Annotated in this window: 18 protein-coding genes; 11 read left to right on the top strand and 7 right to left on the bottom strand. The window is 68.4% G+C overall.

The window, feature by feature from the left end; all coding sequences use genetic code 11:
• Positions 1 to 125: 125 nt before the first annotated feature.
• The 3 genes from HV824_RS37525 to HV824_RS19795 all read left to right on the top strand — a co-directional run bounded on the left by HV824_RS37525 (position 126) and on the right by HV824_RS19795 (position 3,331).
• Entirely contained in the window at positions 126 to 1,088 is a 963-nt protein-coding gene (locus tag HV824_RS37525) for a uracil-DNA glycosylase (RefSeq protein ID WP_176415169.1), read from the top strand.
• A 28-nt stretch (positions 1,089 to 1,116) separates the two neighbouring features.
• A complete protein-coding gene (locus HV824_RS19800; RefSeq protein WP_176415168.1) occupies positions 1,117 to 2,124 on the top strand; it encodes an esterase family protein in 1,008 nt (335 codons plus the stop codon).
• 175 nt (positions 2,125 to 2,299) lie between these two features.
• Positions 2,300 to 3,331 carry an L-erythro-3,5-diaminohexanoate dehydrogenase gene (locus HV824_RS19795; protein WP_176415167.1) on the top strand — a complete coding sequence of 344 codons (1,032 nt, stop codon included), beginning with the start codon at positions 2,300 to 2,302 and terminating at the stop codon, positions 3,329 to 3,331.
• A gap of 21 nt (positions 3,332 to 3,352) precedes the next feature.
• Here the strand turns inward: HV824_RS19795 and HV824_RS19790 are convergent, their stop codons facing one another.
• Both HV824_RS19790 and HV824_RS19785 read right to left on the bottom strand, forming a co-directional pair.
• Positions 3,353 to 3,970: an ankyrin repeat domain-containing protein gene (locus tag HV824_RS19790; RefSeq protein ID WP_176415166.1), complete on the bottom strand. Its 618-nt coding sequence runs from the start codon at positions 3,968 to 3,970 to the stop codon at positions 3,353 to 3,355.
• A 177-nt stretch (positions 3,971 to 4,147) separates the two neighbouring features.
• A complete protein-coding gene (locus HV824_RS19785) occupies positions 4,148 to 5,683 on the bottom strand; it encodes a catalase (protein ID WP_303623427.1) in 1,536 nt (511 codons plus the stop codon).
• Positions 5,684 to 5,945: 262 nt separating this feature from the next.
• On the opposite strand from HV824_RS19785, the gene HV824_RS19780 reads away from it, so the two are divergent.
• The 6 genes from HV824_RS19780 to HV824_RS19755 all read left to right on the top strand — a co-directional run bounded on the left by HV824_RS19780 (position 5,946) and on the right by HV824_RS19755 (position 10,899).
• Positions 5,946 to 7,496, top strand: a complete 1,551-nt coding sequence (locus tag HV824_RS19780) for a lysine 5,6-aminomutase subunit alpha (protein WP_176415165.1) — start codon at positions 5,946 to 5,948, stop codon at positions 7,494 to 7,496.
• Positions 7,493 to 7,972, top strand: coding sequence for a hypothetical protein (locus tag HV824_RS19775; protein ID WP_176415164.1), 480 nt, complete (start codon positions 7,493 to 7,495; stop codon positions 7,970 to 7,972). The genes HV824_RS19780 and HV824_RS19775 overlap by 4 nt, the downstream gene beginning before the upstream one ends.
• A 4-nt stretch (positions 7,973 to 7,976) precedes the next feature.
• Positions 7,977 to 8,762, top strand: coding sequence for an OAM dimerization domain-containing protein (locus HV824_RS19770; protein WP_176415163.1), 786 nt, complete (start codon positions 7,977 to 7,979; stop codon positions 8,760 to 8,762).
• On the top strand, positions 8,759 to 9,157 hold the full coding sequence (locus tag HV824_RS19765; protein ID WP_368670813.1) for a hotdog fold domain-containing protein: 399 nt from the start codon (positions 8,759 to 8,761) through the stop codon (positions 9,155 to 9,157). The genes HV824_RS19770 and HV824_RS19765 overlap by 4 nt, the downstream gene beginning before the upstream one ends.
• A complete protein-coding gene (locus HV824_RS19760) occupies positions 9,154 to 9,981 on the top strand; it encodes a 3-keto-5-aminohexanoate cleavage protein (RefSeq protein ID WP_176415162.1) in 828 nt (275 codons plus the stop codon). The genes HV824_RS19765 and HV824_RS19760 overlap by 4 nt, the downstream gene beginning before the upstream one ends.
• Before the next feature lie 540 nt (positions 9,982 to 10,521).
• Positions 10,522 to 10,899 (top strand): DUSAM domain-containing protein, encoded by a 378-nt coding sequence (locus HV824_RS19755; protein ID WP_176415161.1) that lies wholly within the window; start codon positions 10,522 to 10,524, stop codon positions 10,897 to 10,899.
• Between the two features lie 194 nt (positions 10,900 to 11,093).
• On the opposite strand, the gene HV824_RS19750 is transcribed toward HV824_RS19755, so the two are convergent.
• Positions 11,094 to 11,297 (bottom strand): hypothetical protein, encoded by a 204-nt coding sequence (locus tag HV824_RS19750; protein WP_176415160.1) that lies wholly within the window; start codon positions 11,295 to 11,297, stop codon positions 11,094 to 11,096.
• A gap of 57 nt (positions 11,298 to 11,354) precedes the next feature.
• Between HV824_RS19750 and HV824_RS19745 the strand changes: the two genes are divergently transcribed.
• Positions 11,355 to 11,567, top strand: coding sequence for a DUF2379 family protein (locus HV824_RS19745; RefSeq protein WP_176415159.1), 213 nt, complete (start codon positions 11,355 to 11,357; stop codon positions 11,565 to 11,567).
• 233 nt (positions 11,568 to 11,800) lie between these two features.
• A complete protein-coding gene (locus HV824_RS19740; RefSeq protein ID WP_176415158.1) occupies positions 11,801 to 12,133 on the top strand; it encodes a hypothetical protein in 333 nt (110 codons plus the stop codon).
• A gap of 225 nt (positions 12,134 to 12,358) precedes the next feature.
• On the opposite strand, the gene HV824_RS19735 is transcribed toward HV824_RS19740, so the two are convergent.
• The 4 genes from HV824_RS19735 to HV824_RS19720 form a co-directional block, all read right to left on the bottom strand.
• Positions 12,359 to 12,739, bottom strand: coding sequence for a DUSAM domain-containing protein (locus HV824_RS19735; RefSeq protein ID WP_176415157.1), 381 nt, complete (start codon positions 12,737 to 12,739; stop codon positions 12,359 to 12,361).
• A gap of 3 nt (positions 12,740 to 12,742) precedes the next feature.
• Positions 12,743 to 13,180, bottom strand: a complete 438-nt coding sequence (locus HV824_RS19730) for a hypothetical protein (protein WP_176415252.1) — start codon at positions 13,178 to 13,180, stop codon at positions 12,743 to 12,745.
• 172 nt (positions 13,181 to 13,352) lie between these two features.
• The gene (locus HV824_RS19725; protein WP_368738083.1) at positions 13,353 to 14,255 is read right to left on the bottom strand and encodes a DUF2381 family protein; all 903 of its coding nucleotides are present in this window, start codon (positions 14,253 to 14,255) and stop codon (positions 13,353 to 13,355) included.
• A gap of 47 nt (positions 14,256 to 14,302) precedes the next feature.
• Positions 14,303 to 16,138 (bottom strand): serine/threonine-protein kinase, encoded by a 1,836-nt coding sequence (locus HV824_RS19720; RefSeq protein WP_176423992.1) that lies wholly within the window; start codon positions 16,136 to 16,138, stop codon positions 14,303 to 14,305.
• Positions 16,139 to 16,307: the final 169 nt, after the last annotated feature.

The raw sequence follows: 16,307 nt of genomic DNA, 5'->3' as shown, positions 1-16,307 counted from the left end.
ACTGGGGGCAGGGCGGGGTAGGACTCCGGGCGTGGGTCTGGAACGGCGCTGGCGGGAGGCGAACAGCCGGCTCGGGCGTCCGCTTCCTTGCGCATGGGCGCCACGTCCGATACCGATCCAGGACCGTGATTGATGATACGCCCGAGGCCTCGCAGGACCTGAGCGCCCTGCTGGACGATGTGCGCCGCCACCTCCTCTGGCAGGAGGAGGCCGCTGGCCGGGTGCTGATGATTGACGCCAAGGCGGCGCTCGAGCTCCAACGCTCGGCTCCCTCCTTGCGCGCGCGCTTCGCCCGGACCCAGGGGACCGCGGACGCCGCGCCGCAACCTCGCCCCGAGGCCCCGTCGGCCCGGGTGCCGCCTCCGTCCACGCCTCCTGCTCGTCCCGAGGCCCCGCTGCCCCGCCCGCCGCTGGCGAGCCCGGCGCCGGCGCCTCGGACGCCGGGCGCGGGGATGCGCGTGGAGGCGCCGCCGCCCGCGTCGCGACCCACCGGAGCCCTGCCCGGGGCGGCGAACGGCGAGCGGCCGACGCTGGATGAGGTTCGCCGGGAGCTGGGGGACTGCCAGCGCTGCAAGCTGTGCTCGACGCGGAAGAACCTCGTGTTCGGCTCAGGCAACCCCCGCGCGGAGCTGGTGTTCGTGGGCGAGGGTCCGGGAGAGCACGAGGACCTGCAGGGCGTGCCCTTCGTCGGCGCGGCCGGCGACCTGCTGACGAAGATGATTGGCGCGATGGGCTACCGCCGCGATGACGTCTACATCTGCAACGTCGTGAAGTGCCGGCCACCGGGGAACCGCAACCCGGAGCCGGAGGAGATTGCCGCCTGCGAGCCTTTCCTGCGCGCGCAGCTGGCCGCCATCCAGCCCAAGGTGGTGGTGGCGCTGGGCAAGTTCGCGGCGCAGACGCTGCTGCGGGACAGCACGCCCATCACCCGCCTGCGCGGCAACTGGCGCACCTACGAGGGCATCCAGCTGATGCCCACCTTCCACCCGGCGTACCTCCTGCGCAGCCCGGCGGAGAAGCGCAAGGCGTGGGAGGACCTCCAGGCGGTGATGAAGGCGCTGGGGAAGCAACCCGGCTCGCGCGCGTAGCCGCGGGCCCGATGAAGGGAATGCACGGATGAATGGATTGCTGGAGTCGAATGAGCTGCTGTCGCCCGCGCTGGAGTCGAACCCGCTGGGGGACCCGGCTCGCCGCAACCTCACCGTGTACCTTCCGCCGGGCTACGGCGCGGATGACCGGCGCTACCCCGTCGTCTACTTCCTGCATGCCTTCGGCAACAGCGGCGGCTCGTGGACGAACGCCTCGGGCTTCGCGCCCACCGTCCCCCAGCGCCTGGACGCGCTCGTCGAGTCAGGCGCGGTTCCGCCCGTCATCGGCGTCTTCCCGGATGCCTGGACGTCGCTGGGCGGCAGTCAGTGGGTGAACAGCGACGCCATTGGCCGGTACCGCGATTACCTGACCAAGGACGTGGTCGGCTTCGTGGACCGCACCTACCGCACCCTGCCGAAGGCGGCCTCGCGCGCCGTGGTGGGCCACAGCTCCGGCGGGTACGGCGCGCTGGTGATGGGCCGCTACCACCCGGACCTGTTCTCCCATGTGGGCGCGCACGCCGCGGACTCCTACTTCGAATACTGCTACCTGCCGGACCTGCCGAAGGCCGCGGCGGCGCTGCTGAAGGCGGGCGGCGTGGAGGCGTGGCACGCCGAGTTCCGGGCGCGCGTGCGTGAGACGAAGATGCGCGGCGACGACTTCCCGGTGGTGAACGTCCTGGCGATGGCCGCCGCGTATTCTCCGAAAAAGGGCGAGCCGCTCAACGTGGAGCTGCCCTTCGACGCGAACACGGGCCGGCTGCGGCTGGACGTGTGGAACCGGTGGCTGGTGCACGACCCGGTGCGCTTCGTGCCCAAGTTCATGGACGCGTTCCGGAAGCTGAAGACGGTCTACCTGGACTGTGGGGCGCGCGACGAGTTCAACATCCGCTGGGGCACGCGGATGCTCGCGGAGGAGTTCGAGAAGGCGGGCGTGGACCGCGTCCACGAGGAGTTCGAGGACGGCCACTCCGGGGTGTCGTACCGCTTCGCGCGCTCGCTGTCCGTCCTGGTGCCGAACCTGGCGCAGGACTGACGTGACGGGGCCAGGGCCTTTCGCCCGGGGGGCGGGATGCCCGCTGGGGGACGCCCCGGCCCACCGCGCGTGACGTGGCGCTGGCCTTTTCCCTGTCCGAGCGGGTAGACGCGTCCCTGGGTGCGCCCCGCCGCGGCGGGGCCGGGCGCCCGACAACCTTCATGGAGACGGGAACATGCGCATCGACCTCTACGGGCTGTCTCGCGTCGTCGGCGAGAAGGGCGTGCTGCCCCAGCGCGCGAAGCAGCTGGACCCCGCGCTGCCGTGCCGCGAGTCTGAGCTGCTCATCGACGTGGAGAGCCTCAACATCGACGCCGCGTCCTTCAAGCAAATCAAGGGCGAGGTGGGCGGCGACGCGAAGCGCATTGGCGAGCGCATCCAGCAAATCGTCCGCGAGCGGGGGAAGATGCAGAACCCCGTGACGGGCTCGGGCGGCATGTTGATTGGCCGCGTGAAGGAAATAGGCGCGAAGCACCCCGCGCGCGAGCTGCTCAAGGTGGGCGACCGCATCGCCACGCTGGTGAGCCTGACGCTGACGCCCCTGGTCATCGACGAGGTGAAGGCGGTGCACGCGGACATCGACCGCGTGGACATCCGCGGACACGCGCTGCTCTTCGCCAGCGGCATCTACGCGAAGCTGCCCTCGGACATGCCGGACACGCTGGCGCTCGCGGCGCTGGACGTGTGTGGCGCGCCCGCGCTGGTGGCCCGGCACGTGCGGCCGGGCATGACGGTGGCGGTGCTGGGCGCGGGCAAGAGCGGGGCGCTGTGCCTGGCGCAGGCGCGGCGCAACCTGGAGAGCCGGGGCAAGCTGCTGGCGCTCGACGTGTCCCAGGGCGCGCTGGACCTGCTGTCCGGCATTGGCCTGTGTGACGTGGCGCTGAAGGTGGACGCCACGCAGGGCGTGGACGTCATGGAGGCGGTGAGCCAGGCGACGGACGGTCAGCTCTGCGACCTGGTGGTCAACTGCGCCAGCGTGGGCAACACGGAGATGGCCACCATCCTGTCGGTGAAGGACGGCGGCACCGCCATCTTCTTCTCCATGGCCACCAGCTTCACCACGGCGGCCCTGGGCGCCGAGGGCGTGGGCAAGGACGTCACCATGGTGGTGGGCAACGGCTACGTGCCCGGCCACGCCGCGCTGACGCTGGACCTGCTGCGCACCGAGCCGGAGTTGCTCCAGCTCTTCGGCACGCGGTACGTCTAGCAGCCGGGCAGCGCCTTCCTGTCATCGCGCCGAGGCGGAGGTCTCCGGCGCGGTGGTCGCCCGCGGCACGGGCGCGCGGGGCTCCTGCGTGCGCGCCCAGTCCTGGGCGCTCCGGCCGCTGCCATCGCGCACGTCGGCAGAGGCGCCCTGCTGGCGGAGCTGGTCCACCACCTCCCCGCGGCCGAACAGGGACGCGAACATCAGCGCCGTCTGTCCGAAGCGGTTGCGCTGGTCCACCGCGCAGGGCTGCTGATTGAGCAGCCCGACGATGTCCGCATATCCCTTGAAGGCCGCGCCCATGAGCGCGGTGTTGCCGTTGTTGTCGCCAGCGCACGCATCCGCGCCCCCGGCGAGCAGGGCGCGCACCGTGTCCGCATGCCCGTGGTAAGCGGCGAGGATGAGCGGCGAGAAGCCGCGAGCATCCCGCGCCTCCACCGGCGTCCCCGCCTGGACGAGCCCGGCGACGATGTCCGTCTCTCCGGCGCGGGCGGCGGCCAGCAGGTAGCGCTCCGCCTCGCTCGTGGCCAGCAGGCGCCCTTGCGGCGCGGGCGTGGCGCGCAGGGACATCCACGCGGCCGTCAACACCCCGGCACCCAGCATCACCAGGCCCAGCGTTCCCAGCAGCAGCTTGCGAATCATGACGGACTCCAGATGAGCGGGGCCTGCTCCCGCTGAGGGAAGGCCGGGATGTGACGGGCGGCGAGCGGGGGGGAAGTCGCCAGGCGGCCACCACACCCCGGCCTTCTCCCAGGGGGAGTGGCCGGAAGCGCCGGGCCCTGGCGGAGACAGCCATGCCAGGGCCCGGAGAAGAACGAATCAGGGGGCGGCGAGCGTGGCCACGGCGGCCTTGGCGTCGTCCACCTTCACGTTGACCGCCTTGGCCAGGCGGGTGCCGTACTCAGCGTTGGCCATGAAGAAGTGGCCCACCATGCGCGCCTTCACCTTGGGGTCACGCACCTGGTTCAGGTCCGCGGCCAGGTTCTTGATGAGGCGGGCCTTCCCGCCCGCGTCGAGCGCCAGATAGAAGGCGCCGGCCTGCGCGAAGTTGTCCGTCTTGGTGATGCCCCGCTGCTGCGTGGTGCCGCTGAGCGGCGCGTTGGAGAGGAGGTACTGCGGCGCGTCCTGCGTCTCTCGGGTGACGCTGGGCTCGTAATTCACATCCGACTTCGTGTTGGCGAAGTTCATGCTGCCCGCCTGGCTGTTGTTGTTCACCGTGGCGCGGGCGCGGTTGATGGGCAGCGACTGGTAGTTGGCGCCAACGCGGTAGCGCTGGGTGTCCGCGTAGGAGAACAGGCGGCCCTGCAGGAGGCGGTCCTCGGAGGGCTCGATGCCGGGGGGCTGCACGCCGGGCGAGAAGGCCGCCTGCTCGGTCTCCTCGAAGAAGTTGTCGGGCATCTTGTTGAGCGTGAACTTGCCCAGCTTGATGGAGGGCACCTGCGACTCGGGCCAGATCTTCGTCGCGTCGAGCGGATCGAAGCTGAACGTGTCCAGCTCCTTGGGGTCCAACACCTGCGCGCTCAGCTCCCACGAGGGGAACCTGCGAGCGCCAATGGAGGCATAGAGGTCCGTGGTGGCGTGCTGGTGGTCCTCTCCGACGACGCGAGCGGCCTCCTCGGCGGTGAGGCTCGTCACGCCCTGCTGCGAGGCCCAGTTGAACTTGACGTACTTGTAATCGCCCTTCGCGTTGACGAACTTGAAGGCGTGCACGCCGTGCCCGTTCATCTGGCGGAAGTTCGCCGGGATGCCGAGGTCCGAGTACACCTGCGTGAGCATGTGCGTGGACTCGGGCTGGTGTGAGAAGAAGTCGAAGAAGCGGTGCGGGTCCTGCTTGTTCGTCACTGGCGACGGCTTCAGCGAGTGCACCATGTCCGGGAACTTGATGGCGTCGCGGATGAAGAAGACGGGCAGGTTGTTGCCGACCAGGTCCCAGTTGCCCTCGTCCGTGTAGAACTTGAGCGCGAAGCCGCGAGGGTCGCGCAGCGTCTCCGGCGAACCCGACGGATGGATGACCGTGGAGAAGCGCACGAACATCGGCGTCTTCTTGCCCTTCGCGGAGAAGAGGGACGCGCGCGTCAGCTTGGAGAAGTCGCCGTAGCTCTCGAAGGTGCCGTGGGCGCCGGCGCCGCGGGCGTGGACCACGCGCTCGGGGATCCGCTCACGGTCAAAGCGCGCCAGCTTTTCGATGAGGTGGAAGTCCTCCAGGAGGATGCCGCCACGCGGGCCGGCCGTCTTGGCGCTCTGGTTGGTCCCCACGGGGGAGCCGGTGTCCGTCGTCAGGGGAGGGGGCGTCGCGGCAACGGCGGCCGATCCGCCAAAGAGAATGGCGGTCAGAAGCAGGGAGCGGGTTTGCAAGGGGTTCTCCTTGTCTCAGGGGGTGAGGCAGTCCCGTCCTGAGCAGGCGCCATGCCATTGCACGATGTTCAATGATTCCAATGGGTTGTGTTTTTTCGCTCAGGCGTACCCACCGAGCAGTCGGTGCAATCACCGTCCTGTCGGTGGGCGAAATCACCGGCGGTTCGGTGCAGTGAGTCCAGAACCGATAATGCGGTGCGGCAATGTCGGACAGGTGTGCATCGGCGCTACCGGCGCTCGTTCGGGCGGGTAAGGTGCGTCCATGCCAGGCCCGTTCATTGAAGACGCGCGGATCGCAAATGCGCGCAAGCTGGCGGACGAAATCGTCAACCCGATCTTCGACCTCATCCGCCGTAACACCACTGTATCGACCGAGCGCACCGTGTTGCGCTTCTTCGGCCTCTCTGGAGCTGGCGCGCGGGGCGTGCCGCTCGCCAACCTGATGGTGGACAAGCTGAAGGCCGCCGGGGTCCTCAACAAGGGGGCCGCCTACTGGTATGGCCGCGCGCTGCAGTTGGGCGCGAAGAGCCCGCTGGAGGCCGTGGAGCGGCTGACGGCGCTCCCCACGGAGAAGCTGGCCCCGTTGTCGCCCGAGCAGGAGCACAACCTCCGCGAGGAGGTGCGCGCGGAGGCCCGCGCCGCGCTCGACGACTTGAAGGCGCGCATCGCCCAGCGGGAAGAACTCCAGAAGGAGTTCCCCATGCCCCCCACGCCGCACAAGTACGTCATCGTGGCCACGGGCAACATCTACGACGACGTGGACCAGGCGCGCGCGGCGGCCCAGGCGGGCGCGGACGTCATCGCCGTCATCCGGTCCACGGCGCAGTCGCTGCTGGACTACGTGCCCCACGGCGCGACGACGGAGGGCTACGGCGGCACCTACGCCACCCAGGAGAACTTCCGCATCATGCGCGAGGCCCTGGACGACGAGAGCCGCAAGCTCAAGCGCTACATCCAGCTCACCAACTACTCGTCCGGCCTCTGCATGTCGGAGATCGCCTTCTGCGCGGCCTACGAGAAGCTGGACATGCTGCTCAACGACGCGATGTACGGAATCCTCTTCCGTGACATCAACATGCGGCGCACGTTCATCGACCAGTACTTCAGCCGCCGCATCTGCGCCCTGGCCGGCATCATCATCAACACCGGCGAGGACAACTACATCACCACCGCGGACGCGTACGACGCGGCCCACACCGTCATCGCCAGCCAGTTCATCAACGAGTGCTTCGCCAAGCGCGCGGGCCTCAAGGACTGGCAGTTGGGCATTGGCCACGCCTACGAAATCGACCCGTACCGCGAGGACACGCTGCTGCTGGAGCTGTCCCAGGCCATGCTGGTGCGCCGCTGCTTCCCGGACGCGCCGCTGAAGTACATGCCGCCCACCAAACACAAGGAGACGGACATCTTCTTCAGCCACGCGTACGACGTGATGTCGAACCTGGTGGCCATGTGGACGCGGCAGGGCATCCAGCTGCTGGGCATGATGACGGAGGCCATGCACACGCCGCTCCTGGCGGACCGCTACGTGGCGCTCAAGTCCGCAGCCTACATCCACCGCGCGGCGCGGGGCATCGACGAGGAGTTCACCGTCCGGGAGGACGGGAAGATCGCCAACCGGGCCCGCGAGGTGTTCGCCCGGGCGGAGCAGCTGCTCCAGGAGTGCCGCGACGAGGGCATGGTGACCGCCATCGGACGGGGCCACTTCGGTGACGTGAAGCGCGAGGAGACCGGCGGCAAGGGCCTCGACGGCGTGCTGGAGAAGGCGCCGGACTATTTCAATCCGTTCCTGGAACTCCTGGAGGCGCAGTGATGCTCGGTTCAGTCCTAGCCATGGTTCTCACCGCGGGCGGCTCCGCGGACGCGCTGGCGCAGGTCCAGGTGAAGAACGTGTCCCTGCAGGTTCCCGCCTCGTGGAACCGCTCCGAGGACGCGGGGACGTACAAGTTCCAGGCGCCCAGCGGGGACGCCTACTTCCTGGTGGACGTGGGCGCCGTGCAGACGGCGGGCATGAAGGCCCAGACGTGCGTGGACAAGATTGTCGCGTCCATTGGCGGCAAGGGCTGGGAGCGTCTGAAGGTGGGCGCCCAGCCGGCGGCGAAGCGTCAGGAGACGGACGTGGCGCCGGATGGCAGCGGCGCGGTGGACTCCGTGACGTATGTGGGCTGTGACGGAAAGACGACGTGGTCCGTCGTCTTCTACCTGGAGCAGACGAAGAAGGAGCGGTTCGCGCCGCTGGCCCAGAAGGTGGGCTCCAGCGTCAAGATTCAGCGGGCCGGGGGGAAGTGAGCCGATGGTGAAGCCGAGCAAGCAGATCATCCGTCCCTACGGCGACCGGCGGGACGACGGCGTGGTGCAGCTGTCGTTCACCCTGCCGGTGCCGCTGTCCGAGAAGGCCAAGGAGGCCGCCGCCGTCTTCACGAAGAAGATGGGCTTCACCGACGTGAAGGTGGCCGCCGCCGAGCGCGCCGCGGACGCCTACACCTTCTTCATCGTCTACGCCCGGTCGGCCGTCGCGCTGGACTACGCCGAAATCGACGTGCCCGAAGTCGTCGTGAAGAAGATGTCCTTCGACGACCTCAACGCCTTCATCAAGGAGAAGGTGAAGCGGCGCATCGTGGTGTTCGGCGCGTGCACGGGCACGGACACGCACACGGTGGGCATTGACGCCATCCTCAACATGAAGGGCTACGCGGGCGACTACGGCCTGGAGCGCTACCCCGGGTTCGAGGCCTTCAACCTGGGCAGCCAGGTCCCGAACGAGGACCTCATCAAGAAGGCCCTGGCGCGCAACGCGGACGCCATCCTGGTCAGCCAGGTCGTCACCCAGCGCGACGTGCACAAGGACAACTCGCGGCACTTCATTGACGCCGCGAAGGCCGCCGGCATCCACGGGAAGGTCCAGCTGCTGCTGGGTGGGCCCCGCGTGGACCACAAGCTGGCGCTGGAGCTGGGCTTCGACGCCGGCTTCGGGCCCGGCACCAAGCCGTCCGACGTGGCCAACTACATCGTCCACGCGCTCCTGAAGAAGGAAGGCAAGGAGCCGCAGGACGCGCACTCCAAGGGGGAGCCCCAGTGAGCGTGGGAACGAAGGCGGTCATCCGGCTGCGCATGAGCAGCCACGACGCGCACTACGGCGGCAACCTGGTGGACGGCGCGCGCATGCTGGGCCTCTTCGGCGACGTGGCCACGGAGCTGTGCATCCGCAGCGACGGGGACGAGGGCCTGTTTCGCGCCTATGACGCCGTGGAGTTCCTGGCCCCGGTGTACGCGGGGGACTTCATCGAGGCGGAGGGCGAAATCGTCAGCGCGGGCAACACGTCGCGGAAGATGCGCTTCGAGGCGCGCAAGGTCATCAGGCCGCGGCCGGACGTGAATGACTCGGCGGCGGACGTGTTGGCGGAGCCGGTGGTGGTGTGCCGGGCCTCGGGGACGTGTGTGGTGCCCAAGGAGAAGCAGCGAGGCGCGAAATGAGCACGCCCATGGTCATCACCGCGGCCCTGGTGGGCGCGGAGACGACGCGCGAGCAGACGCCGCACCTGCCCATCACCGCGGAGGAGATCGCCGAGGACGCCGCGCGCTGCCGCGAGGCCGGCGCGGCGATGGTGCACATTCACGTGCGCACGCCGGACGGCAAGCCGTCCCAGGACGCGGAGCTGTTCCGGGCGGCCATCCGCGCCATCCGCAAGCGCACGGACGTGCTCATCCAGACGTCCACGGGCGGCGCGGTGGGCATGACGGTGGACCAGCGCTGTGGGCCCCTGACGCTCACCGGCGAGGACCGGCCGGACATGGCCACCTTGACGACGGGCACGGTGAACTTCGGCGAGGAGGTCTTCTGGAATCCCCGGCCGTTGGTGCGCGACATCGCCAGGCGCATCCGGGCGATTGGCCTGCGGCCGGAGCTGGAGTGCTTCGACGTGGGCATGATTGACGAGGCCCGCTACCTGGCGAAGGAGGGGCTGGTGGACCTGCCGGCGCACTTCGACTTCGTGCTCGGGGTGCCGGGCACGTTGCAGCCGCGGCCGGAGGTGCTGGACTTCATGATTGCCTCGCTGCCTGAAGGCTCCACCTGGACGGTGGCGGGCGTGGGCCGGCACCAGCTGGCCTACGTGGACGAGGCGGCGAAGCGGGGCGGCAACGCGCGCGTGGGCCTGGAGGACAACATCTACCTGTCCAAGGGCGTGCTCGCGAAGGGCAACTGGGAGCTCGTCGCCGAGGCGGCGAAGCGCGCGCGTGCGCATGGCCGCGAGCCGGCGACGCCGGAGCAGGCTCGCAAGCTGTTGCGGTTGTCGTAGCACCCCGAACATCTTCGTGACGGCCGCCGCCCGAGTCTTGCCGGGCGACGGTCGTCCTCGAGGTACGAGGGTGGCTTTCGTTCCGAAAAGATCAGGTAAATTGTTCTTTAAATGAAAATCCAGAGTTCTGGACTTGGCTTGTTGTGTCTCCTGGCCCTCGTGTCGCTGGGCTGCACCAGCAGCGCCACCGGAACTGCCAGCCGCCGCGATGCCTATGCCCTGGCGGCATGCACCGACACGGTGTCGTGTTGCGTCCAGCGCAACGTTGGAATGCCCGAAGCGTGCGGCCTCACAGCGGGCGAGGCCGCCGCTCACCTCGCGACCATGGACGCCGCGGTCAAGTTCGTGAACGAGAGTGCGAGCGAAAAAACTGACGCCGCCGCCGACGACGAATGGCGGGAGCACTGCACTGAGCAGTATGTCCGGTGTCGAGACCAGAAGAAGCCCCGATGGATTGGGGACTGCTACGCCTGCTTTCGCTACTGCGAGGGGCAACGAGAGTGGCCCTTCGGGGACTGTCACCCCCGTTAGGAGAGCTACATGCCCAGCCAACGCGATTGGGACGCGGTCAAAGACCTGAGCCGCCGCATCACGGACCCGGTGCAACCCTTCCTCACTGCCGAAACGCGCGCCCTTGTCCAATCCACGGCGCACGACGTGGGGATTCCGCCCGGCGAGACAGCGCGTGCGCTTCAGAATGACGAAAGCGCCGCTGTCCTCGTCAAGGAGATTGCATCCCGAATCACCGCCGGGTCGCGGCGCCTTTCTCGCACATTGGTGGAAGTAGACCGACGCCGGGATGCTGGGGACTTGGATGGCGCTCGCCAACTGCTGAATGACGTGCTGGCTGTTGAGGTCGTGCTGCACTACCAGGACATCGTGCATGTGTACCTCGAGGCGCTGGACGGCGAGCAGTGAATGACCACTGGTGCGTGACATCGCCAGGCGCATCCGGGCAATCGGGCTGCAACCAGAGTTGGCGTGCTTTGACAGCGCGTGCGTGCGCATGGTCGCGAGCCGACGACGCCGGAGCAGGCGCGCGAACGGTCAAGTCCCGAATCCTGTGTAGTTGGTCCGGAGGGGATTCGGGGGAGGGAAGCTCCTTGGTGGCATCATGCAGCGGCGGTGTCAGGGGTCGAATTCAACAGGGACATGTCGAGGTAGCGACGGTCATCCCAGACGCCGGTGACTTCGAGTGCGACGGCGAAGCCCTCGCGCAGGCACGCCATGGCCTGGAGCCCAAGGACTGGCACGCCGAGCATGGCCTCCCGCTGACTCGAGCGCCCCTTTCCCATCAACCATCGCGAACCCCTCATGCGCACCTCCAGTGATGTCCATCAACAAGCGTGACGGACGACGGAGCATCCGCCCTGATGGACATCAACCAGCCGGCTCACCCGGACATCAACAAACGTGCGTGGCAACACAGCCTTTCACGCACCATGAGCGCAGCAGTGCGCCGCAGAGAGGTGGGCTACGTCGATGGCGCTCGCCAGTTGATCCATGACGCATTGGCCGTCGAAGTGGTGCTGCTCTATCGGGACAGTCTGTCTGCATGTGAGGAGTCCCTGGATGACGAGCCATAGCTCGACAGCCGAGGCGTGACTGACGTCGTGCCCCCGTTGTCGTTCAGGGGAGTGCGTTCATCGAGAATGGTGGACGCATCAAGCTTGATCTTGCAGGTCTGCAGCACGGTATCGAGGATATAATCACGTTGGAATTGCATAAAATTCTAGGAACAAAAAATGGGGAGTGACCACTGACTTTTCCGCAATGGAGAGCGGCTCACCGGTGACGCGCTTGAGGAGGCAATTGAGCCATGGCGGCAGCTGACGAATGGGACAATGTCGACAGTGCTTTCGGGCGCCTAGAGCGATATCGCGTGCTTCATCCGGCGCTGGCGGCAATGAGGCGACTGGTCGACATGATCAAGCATGACCCGGCGTTCGCCGACGTGCATCCGGTGGTGTCGCATGCGTCGCTGGTTCTCTCTCGGGCACACGCGAAGGGAGGCGTGGGCGTGGCCTGGCATGAGGGCGACGTATATGTAGTGTCGTTCATTGATTCACCGCTGAAGTTTTCGGGGCGAAGATTTGTTCGCGAGGACGACGTGATTCGGGTGCTGTGTGAGTACCTCAGGGGGAAGTCCTGAATTCTGCGTAGTTGGTTCGGAGGGGGTTCGGGGAGGAAGGCTCCTCGGCGGCATCATGCAGCGGCGGCCCATTGGCTTCTTCAGCGGGCGCGGCGTGCCGGGGGACGAGTTCCGCTACGAGTGGCGGTGTGTCGCGCCGCGGCCAACACCGTCGAGCGCCGTCCCGCCCACCGTCCGCTGCCCCGATGTCCCTTCAGGCAGGCACCAACCGGTGAACGGTTACTTTCAGGGCTCATCTTCGAGGTCTTCGAGCTGGCCTTCCGCGACCTCGCGGTAGTGCGGAACCACTTCGACGGAGAGCACATCCCGCATTTCCTGGCGGGCGCTGTCGAAGTCGCCAGCCTTCTGGTGGCGATACATTCTGTGCAGCGCGTCCATCAGCCTGTTGGACCCGTCCGTGATGCGCCGCGAACTCTCACGGAGGAGTTCCAACGCCCCTTCGTCCGTTGAGAGTGCCTGCTCGGCGTTGGCATCGCCAATGCCCACTTCTCGCGCCGTGCGCCGGAGGAGTGCACGCACATCATCGTCTAGGACGAGCGGAGCCCCTTCTCGGATGACCCTGCGTGCCAATGCGCGGATGGGGTCCCAATCAATCTTCTCGGACATGGGTCACCTCTTCTTCCTGCTGGGAGAGCACTTGTCCTCTGGCCATTCCTGCTGTCCCTCGCAGAGGCGAAGGCAGTCGTGGCACGAGCCAGTCCAGGCAAATTCCTGGCAATCGCCATAGGAGCGGATGCAACGCCGCTTCCACTCCGGCAGGCTCGCGTTGTGCGCGTCGTCCCATTCGGCGGGCGCGTCTTCCTCCTTGGCTATCTCCTCCATGGCCGTCTTGACGCCTGCCATGTGCGCGGCGGCTTCGCTCGCGGTGAGGCCGCACGCTTCGGGCATGGTGGGGTTGCGCTGGATGCAGCACGTGACGGTGTCGGTACAGGTTGCTAGCGCATAGGCGTCGCGGCGGCTGGCGGTGCCGGTGGCGCTGCTGGAGCAACCCAACGACAGGACGACCCAGAGCCACAACAGGTTGGCCTTGTTGTTCCGCTTTATCATGATAAGCGGAATGGTAGTGGATCGGTCCCATGCGTCTATCACCCTGGATGAGTAGTCCATGGGGTTGCCAGACCCCTAGGTTGGGCCTGCCCCGGTTCCGTGGATACCCGCGCTGCGATTGAGCGGGTTGCCGATGTCGGCGGCGGAGTGAGGCGCCTGTCCTCTCGCCAGCTCACGGGAGTTCGATGTTGCCGAGGATGATGGGGCGCTTGCCGCCCTCCGCCCACAGCGTCAGGGTGAAGGGGCCTCGCGGCACGCCTTCCACGGGCTCGGTCTCCACCAGGACGCTCATCTCCTCGCCGGGGTTGATGGCGGTGGGTGCCCACACCCGCGCGACCTTCAACTCCGCGCCATCCGGCCCCATCAGGGCCGCGCCGGTGGCCTGCCAGGGCTTCGCGCCCAGCGGGTTCTTCAGGTCCACCACCACCAGAGTGCTCTTGGCCCGGAAGGTCAGCCCGGACCGGATCGCCAGGCTGTTTCTGGCGTGCTCCCGGACGTCCAAAAACTCTCTTGCGGCGATGCCGGTGCGGTTCATGTCGCCACTCACCCACAGCCCTGTCAGCCCGTCAGGGCGCGCCTGCGCCGCCTTCAGCCGCGCATTCTCCTCTCGCAGCTCTTGAAGCGCCCGGTGGGTCTCCCGGAGCTCCCGCTGGAGAGACACGGCCGTGCGCGCTCGCCGGAAGAGCTCCACCTGCCGTTCGGCCCGCGCGGGCGTCGCCACGACAAGTTGGAGCGTGGCCTGGGTGGGGACCGCGCCGTCCGCGAAGGAGACGGTCAGCGTGGTGCGGGACTCGTCGGCCACCGGCTCCTCGGGCACCAGGATGAGGAGCTCGCCATCCACCACCTTCCGATAGCGGCCCGGTCCGGACGACTCCGCGCGTGCCAGGGGCGTGTCGAAGCGCAGCACCGTGGCGACCCCCTCTCCGACCCGGATTTCAGGGGGCCGTCCGCACCGCTCCGCGCCCAGCTCAATGGGTCGCTCCGCCGGGTCTCGGCAGGAGGCGGGCTCGGCGCGCACGGGCGCCGCCGCCAGCAGTACAGCAAGGGCAAGAAGGATGGGCAGTGGCGTTGACACGGACAATCACTTCCCTGGTGGGCGGAACGCGCCGGTGGCGGAGAGCACTACTCGAAGCGATTCACGGCGTAGAGCAGGGCGGTGTTGCTGACCGTGGCGGCGCCCGGGCCCGGGTCGCGGCCCTTCCGTCGGAGGCCGCGCACGCCGCGCTGCTCGACCATCTCCAGGCACACGGGGATGAAGTCACCCCCACGCGTGTAGGCCTCGGTGAAGCGGCCATAGACGCGGTCGGCGAAGATGAGTTCGCCCACGGCCTTGCCTGAGGTCAGGGTTCCGAACCGAAGTCCAAGCTCGACCTGGACACGGCCCTCGCGGACGGGGACGGGCTCGCCGAAGCGCTTCTCGTCAACGAAGGCGAGGCTGGTGGCGTCCCCGATGTCTATGCCAGCCCGCTTCATGGCCGCCAGCGCGCCGGGCGGGCAGGGCTCTCCCGGAGGCGGGGGCCGCACCTGTGGGCCGCTGGGGCAGCCCAGGCCCGAGCAGGCGGCGACGGCCACCAGGGTCCGGGCTGCTGCCTTGAGTGGCCGCGTGCTGGCGGCGGGCTGCTGGGGAATCGTCACGCTGTCGGGCATCTGCTTCACGGGGAGCTCTTCCTTCTTCGGGTGCGCCACCTCGGCGGTGACGGCCGCGAGGGTGGGCCCGGGACTGGGCAGGGACGCGGCCCGCCCACTTTCCGGCCGGCCACCGGGCAAAGCCACTTCCCGGATGGGGTTGCCCACGCCGCCATGCGTGGGGGGCGCCACCCAGAGCCACGTCCCCACCACGCACGCCAGCCCCGCGAGCAGCACGGCCCAGCGCGCCGCGCGCCGATGCACGGGCGCCGCCACGGCCTGGGGCGCACGCCGCTCCAGCGGGGCCTTGTCCGGCCGGGGCCCGCGCCTGGGGGAGGCCCAGCGGGCGTCACCTGCCTCGGCCCACAGCTCCAGCGCGGCGTCATTGTCGAGCTCGGACCAAAATTCAGGTTCAGGGGCCGCCGCATCCCGCCGCCACTCGCACAAGGGGACGTCCCACGTCGCGTCGACGGCGGCGAGCACCTGCTCCACCTCCTCGCTCAGTGCCGCCGCGCTTCCTCGGGCCTCGGGGTCCTTGGCCAGGAGCCGCAGGCACAGCTCGCTCAGCGCCGGGGGCACGCGCGGGTTCATGGCGAGGGGAGGGCGAGGCGCCTCGGAGATGACGGCCTCGATCTCCGTGGGGGTCACCACCTCCAGGAACGGGGGACGGCCGGTGAGCATCCAGTAGAGGACGACGCCGAGCGCGTAGAGGTCATCCGTGGGTCCGCACCGGTATCGCGCGTTCGTGTCCGCGCTGTGGGCCCTGCGGAACGCCAGCGCCTCCGGGCTTCGATAGCGCAGGGTGCCAGGCGGCAGGACGCCCTGGGTGAGGCGGGGCGCTCCGGCGAAGTCACCCACGCCGAAGTCCACCAGGACGGGCTCCCCGTCCGCCTCCCGCACCATGACGTTGGACTCCTTGATATCGCGATGCACGACCTCCGCCTTGTGCGTGGCCGCCAGGCCCCGGGCCATGCCGCGCAGCAGCCGTGCCACCTGGCGCGCGCTGGGGTTCTCTTCCTCCACCCACCGGTGCAGGGTCCTTCCGCGCACGCACTCCATGGCCAGGTAGAACCTCCGCGGCTCCCCGCCTGGGACATGTCCGCAGGCGCGAAAGGCCACCACGTTGGGGTGGCGCAGCCGCATGAGGATGGCGCTCTCGCGCGTCGACCACCCCGCCATCTCGTGGAGGTCCTGGAGCTTGAGCGCGACCTCCTCGCCGTCGCGCCGCGCGAGGTAGACGTTGCCGCATGCGCCGCTGCCCAGCCACTCGCCCAGGGTGAAGCCCGCGATGCCCGCCCCCGGCGAATCGTCTCGCCTCTGCGCTTCCGCCATGCCGTCTCCCTGGAGCTCCTGCCCGGCGGGTCCAACCTGAAGTGTCACCGGGCGCCAGCAGGACCCCACCGGGAGGATGCCGTTCTCGCTACCGCCAGGGAAGATGAAAGTGCTTTCCCGGGCATGAGCCTATAGGGTTTATGGCGCAATGGGCTAGGCTCCCGGACGA

Origin of the sequence: Myxococcus sp. AM009 (assembly GCF_013372605.1) — a bacterium.
Classification (GTDB): Bacteria; Myxococcota; Myxococcia; order Myxococcales; family Myxococcaceae; genus Myxococcus; species Myxococcus vastator.
The sequence above is the reverse complement of the archived record's forward strand: the minus strand, read 5'-3'. Positions and strand labels throughout refer to the sequence as shown.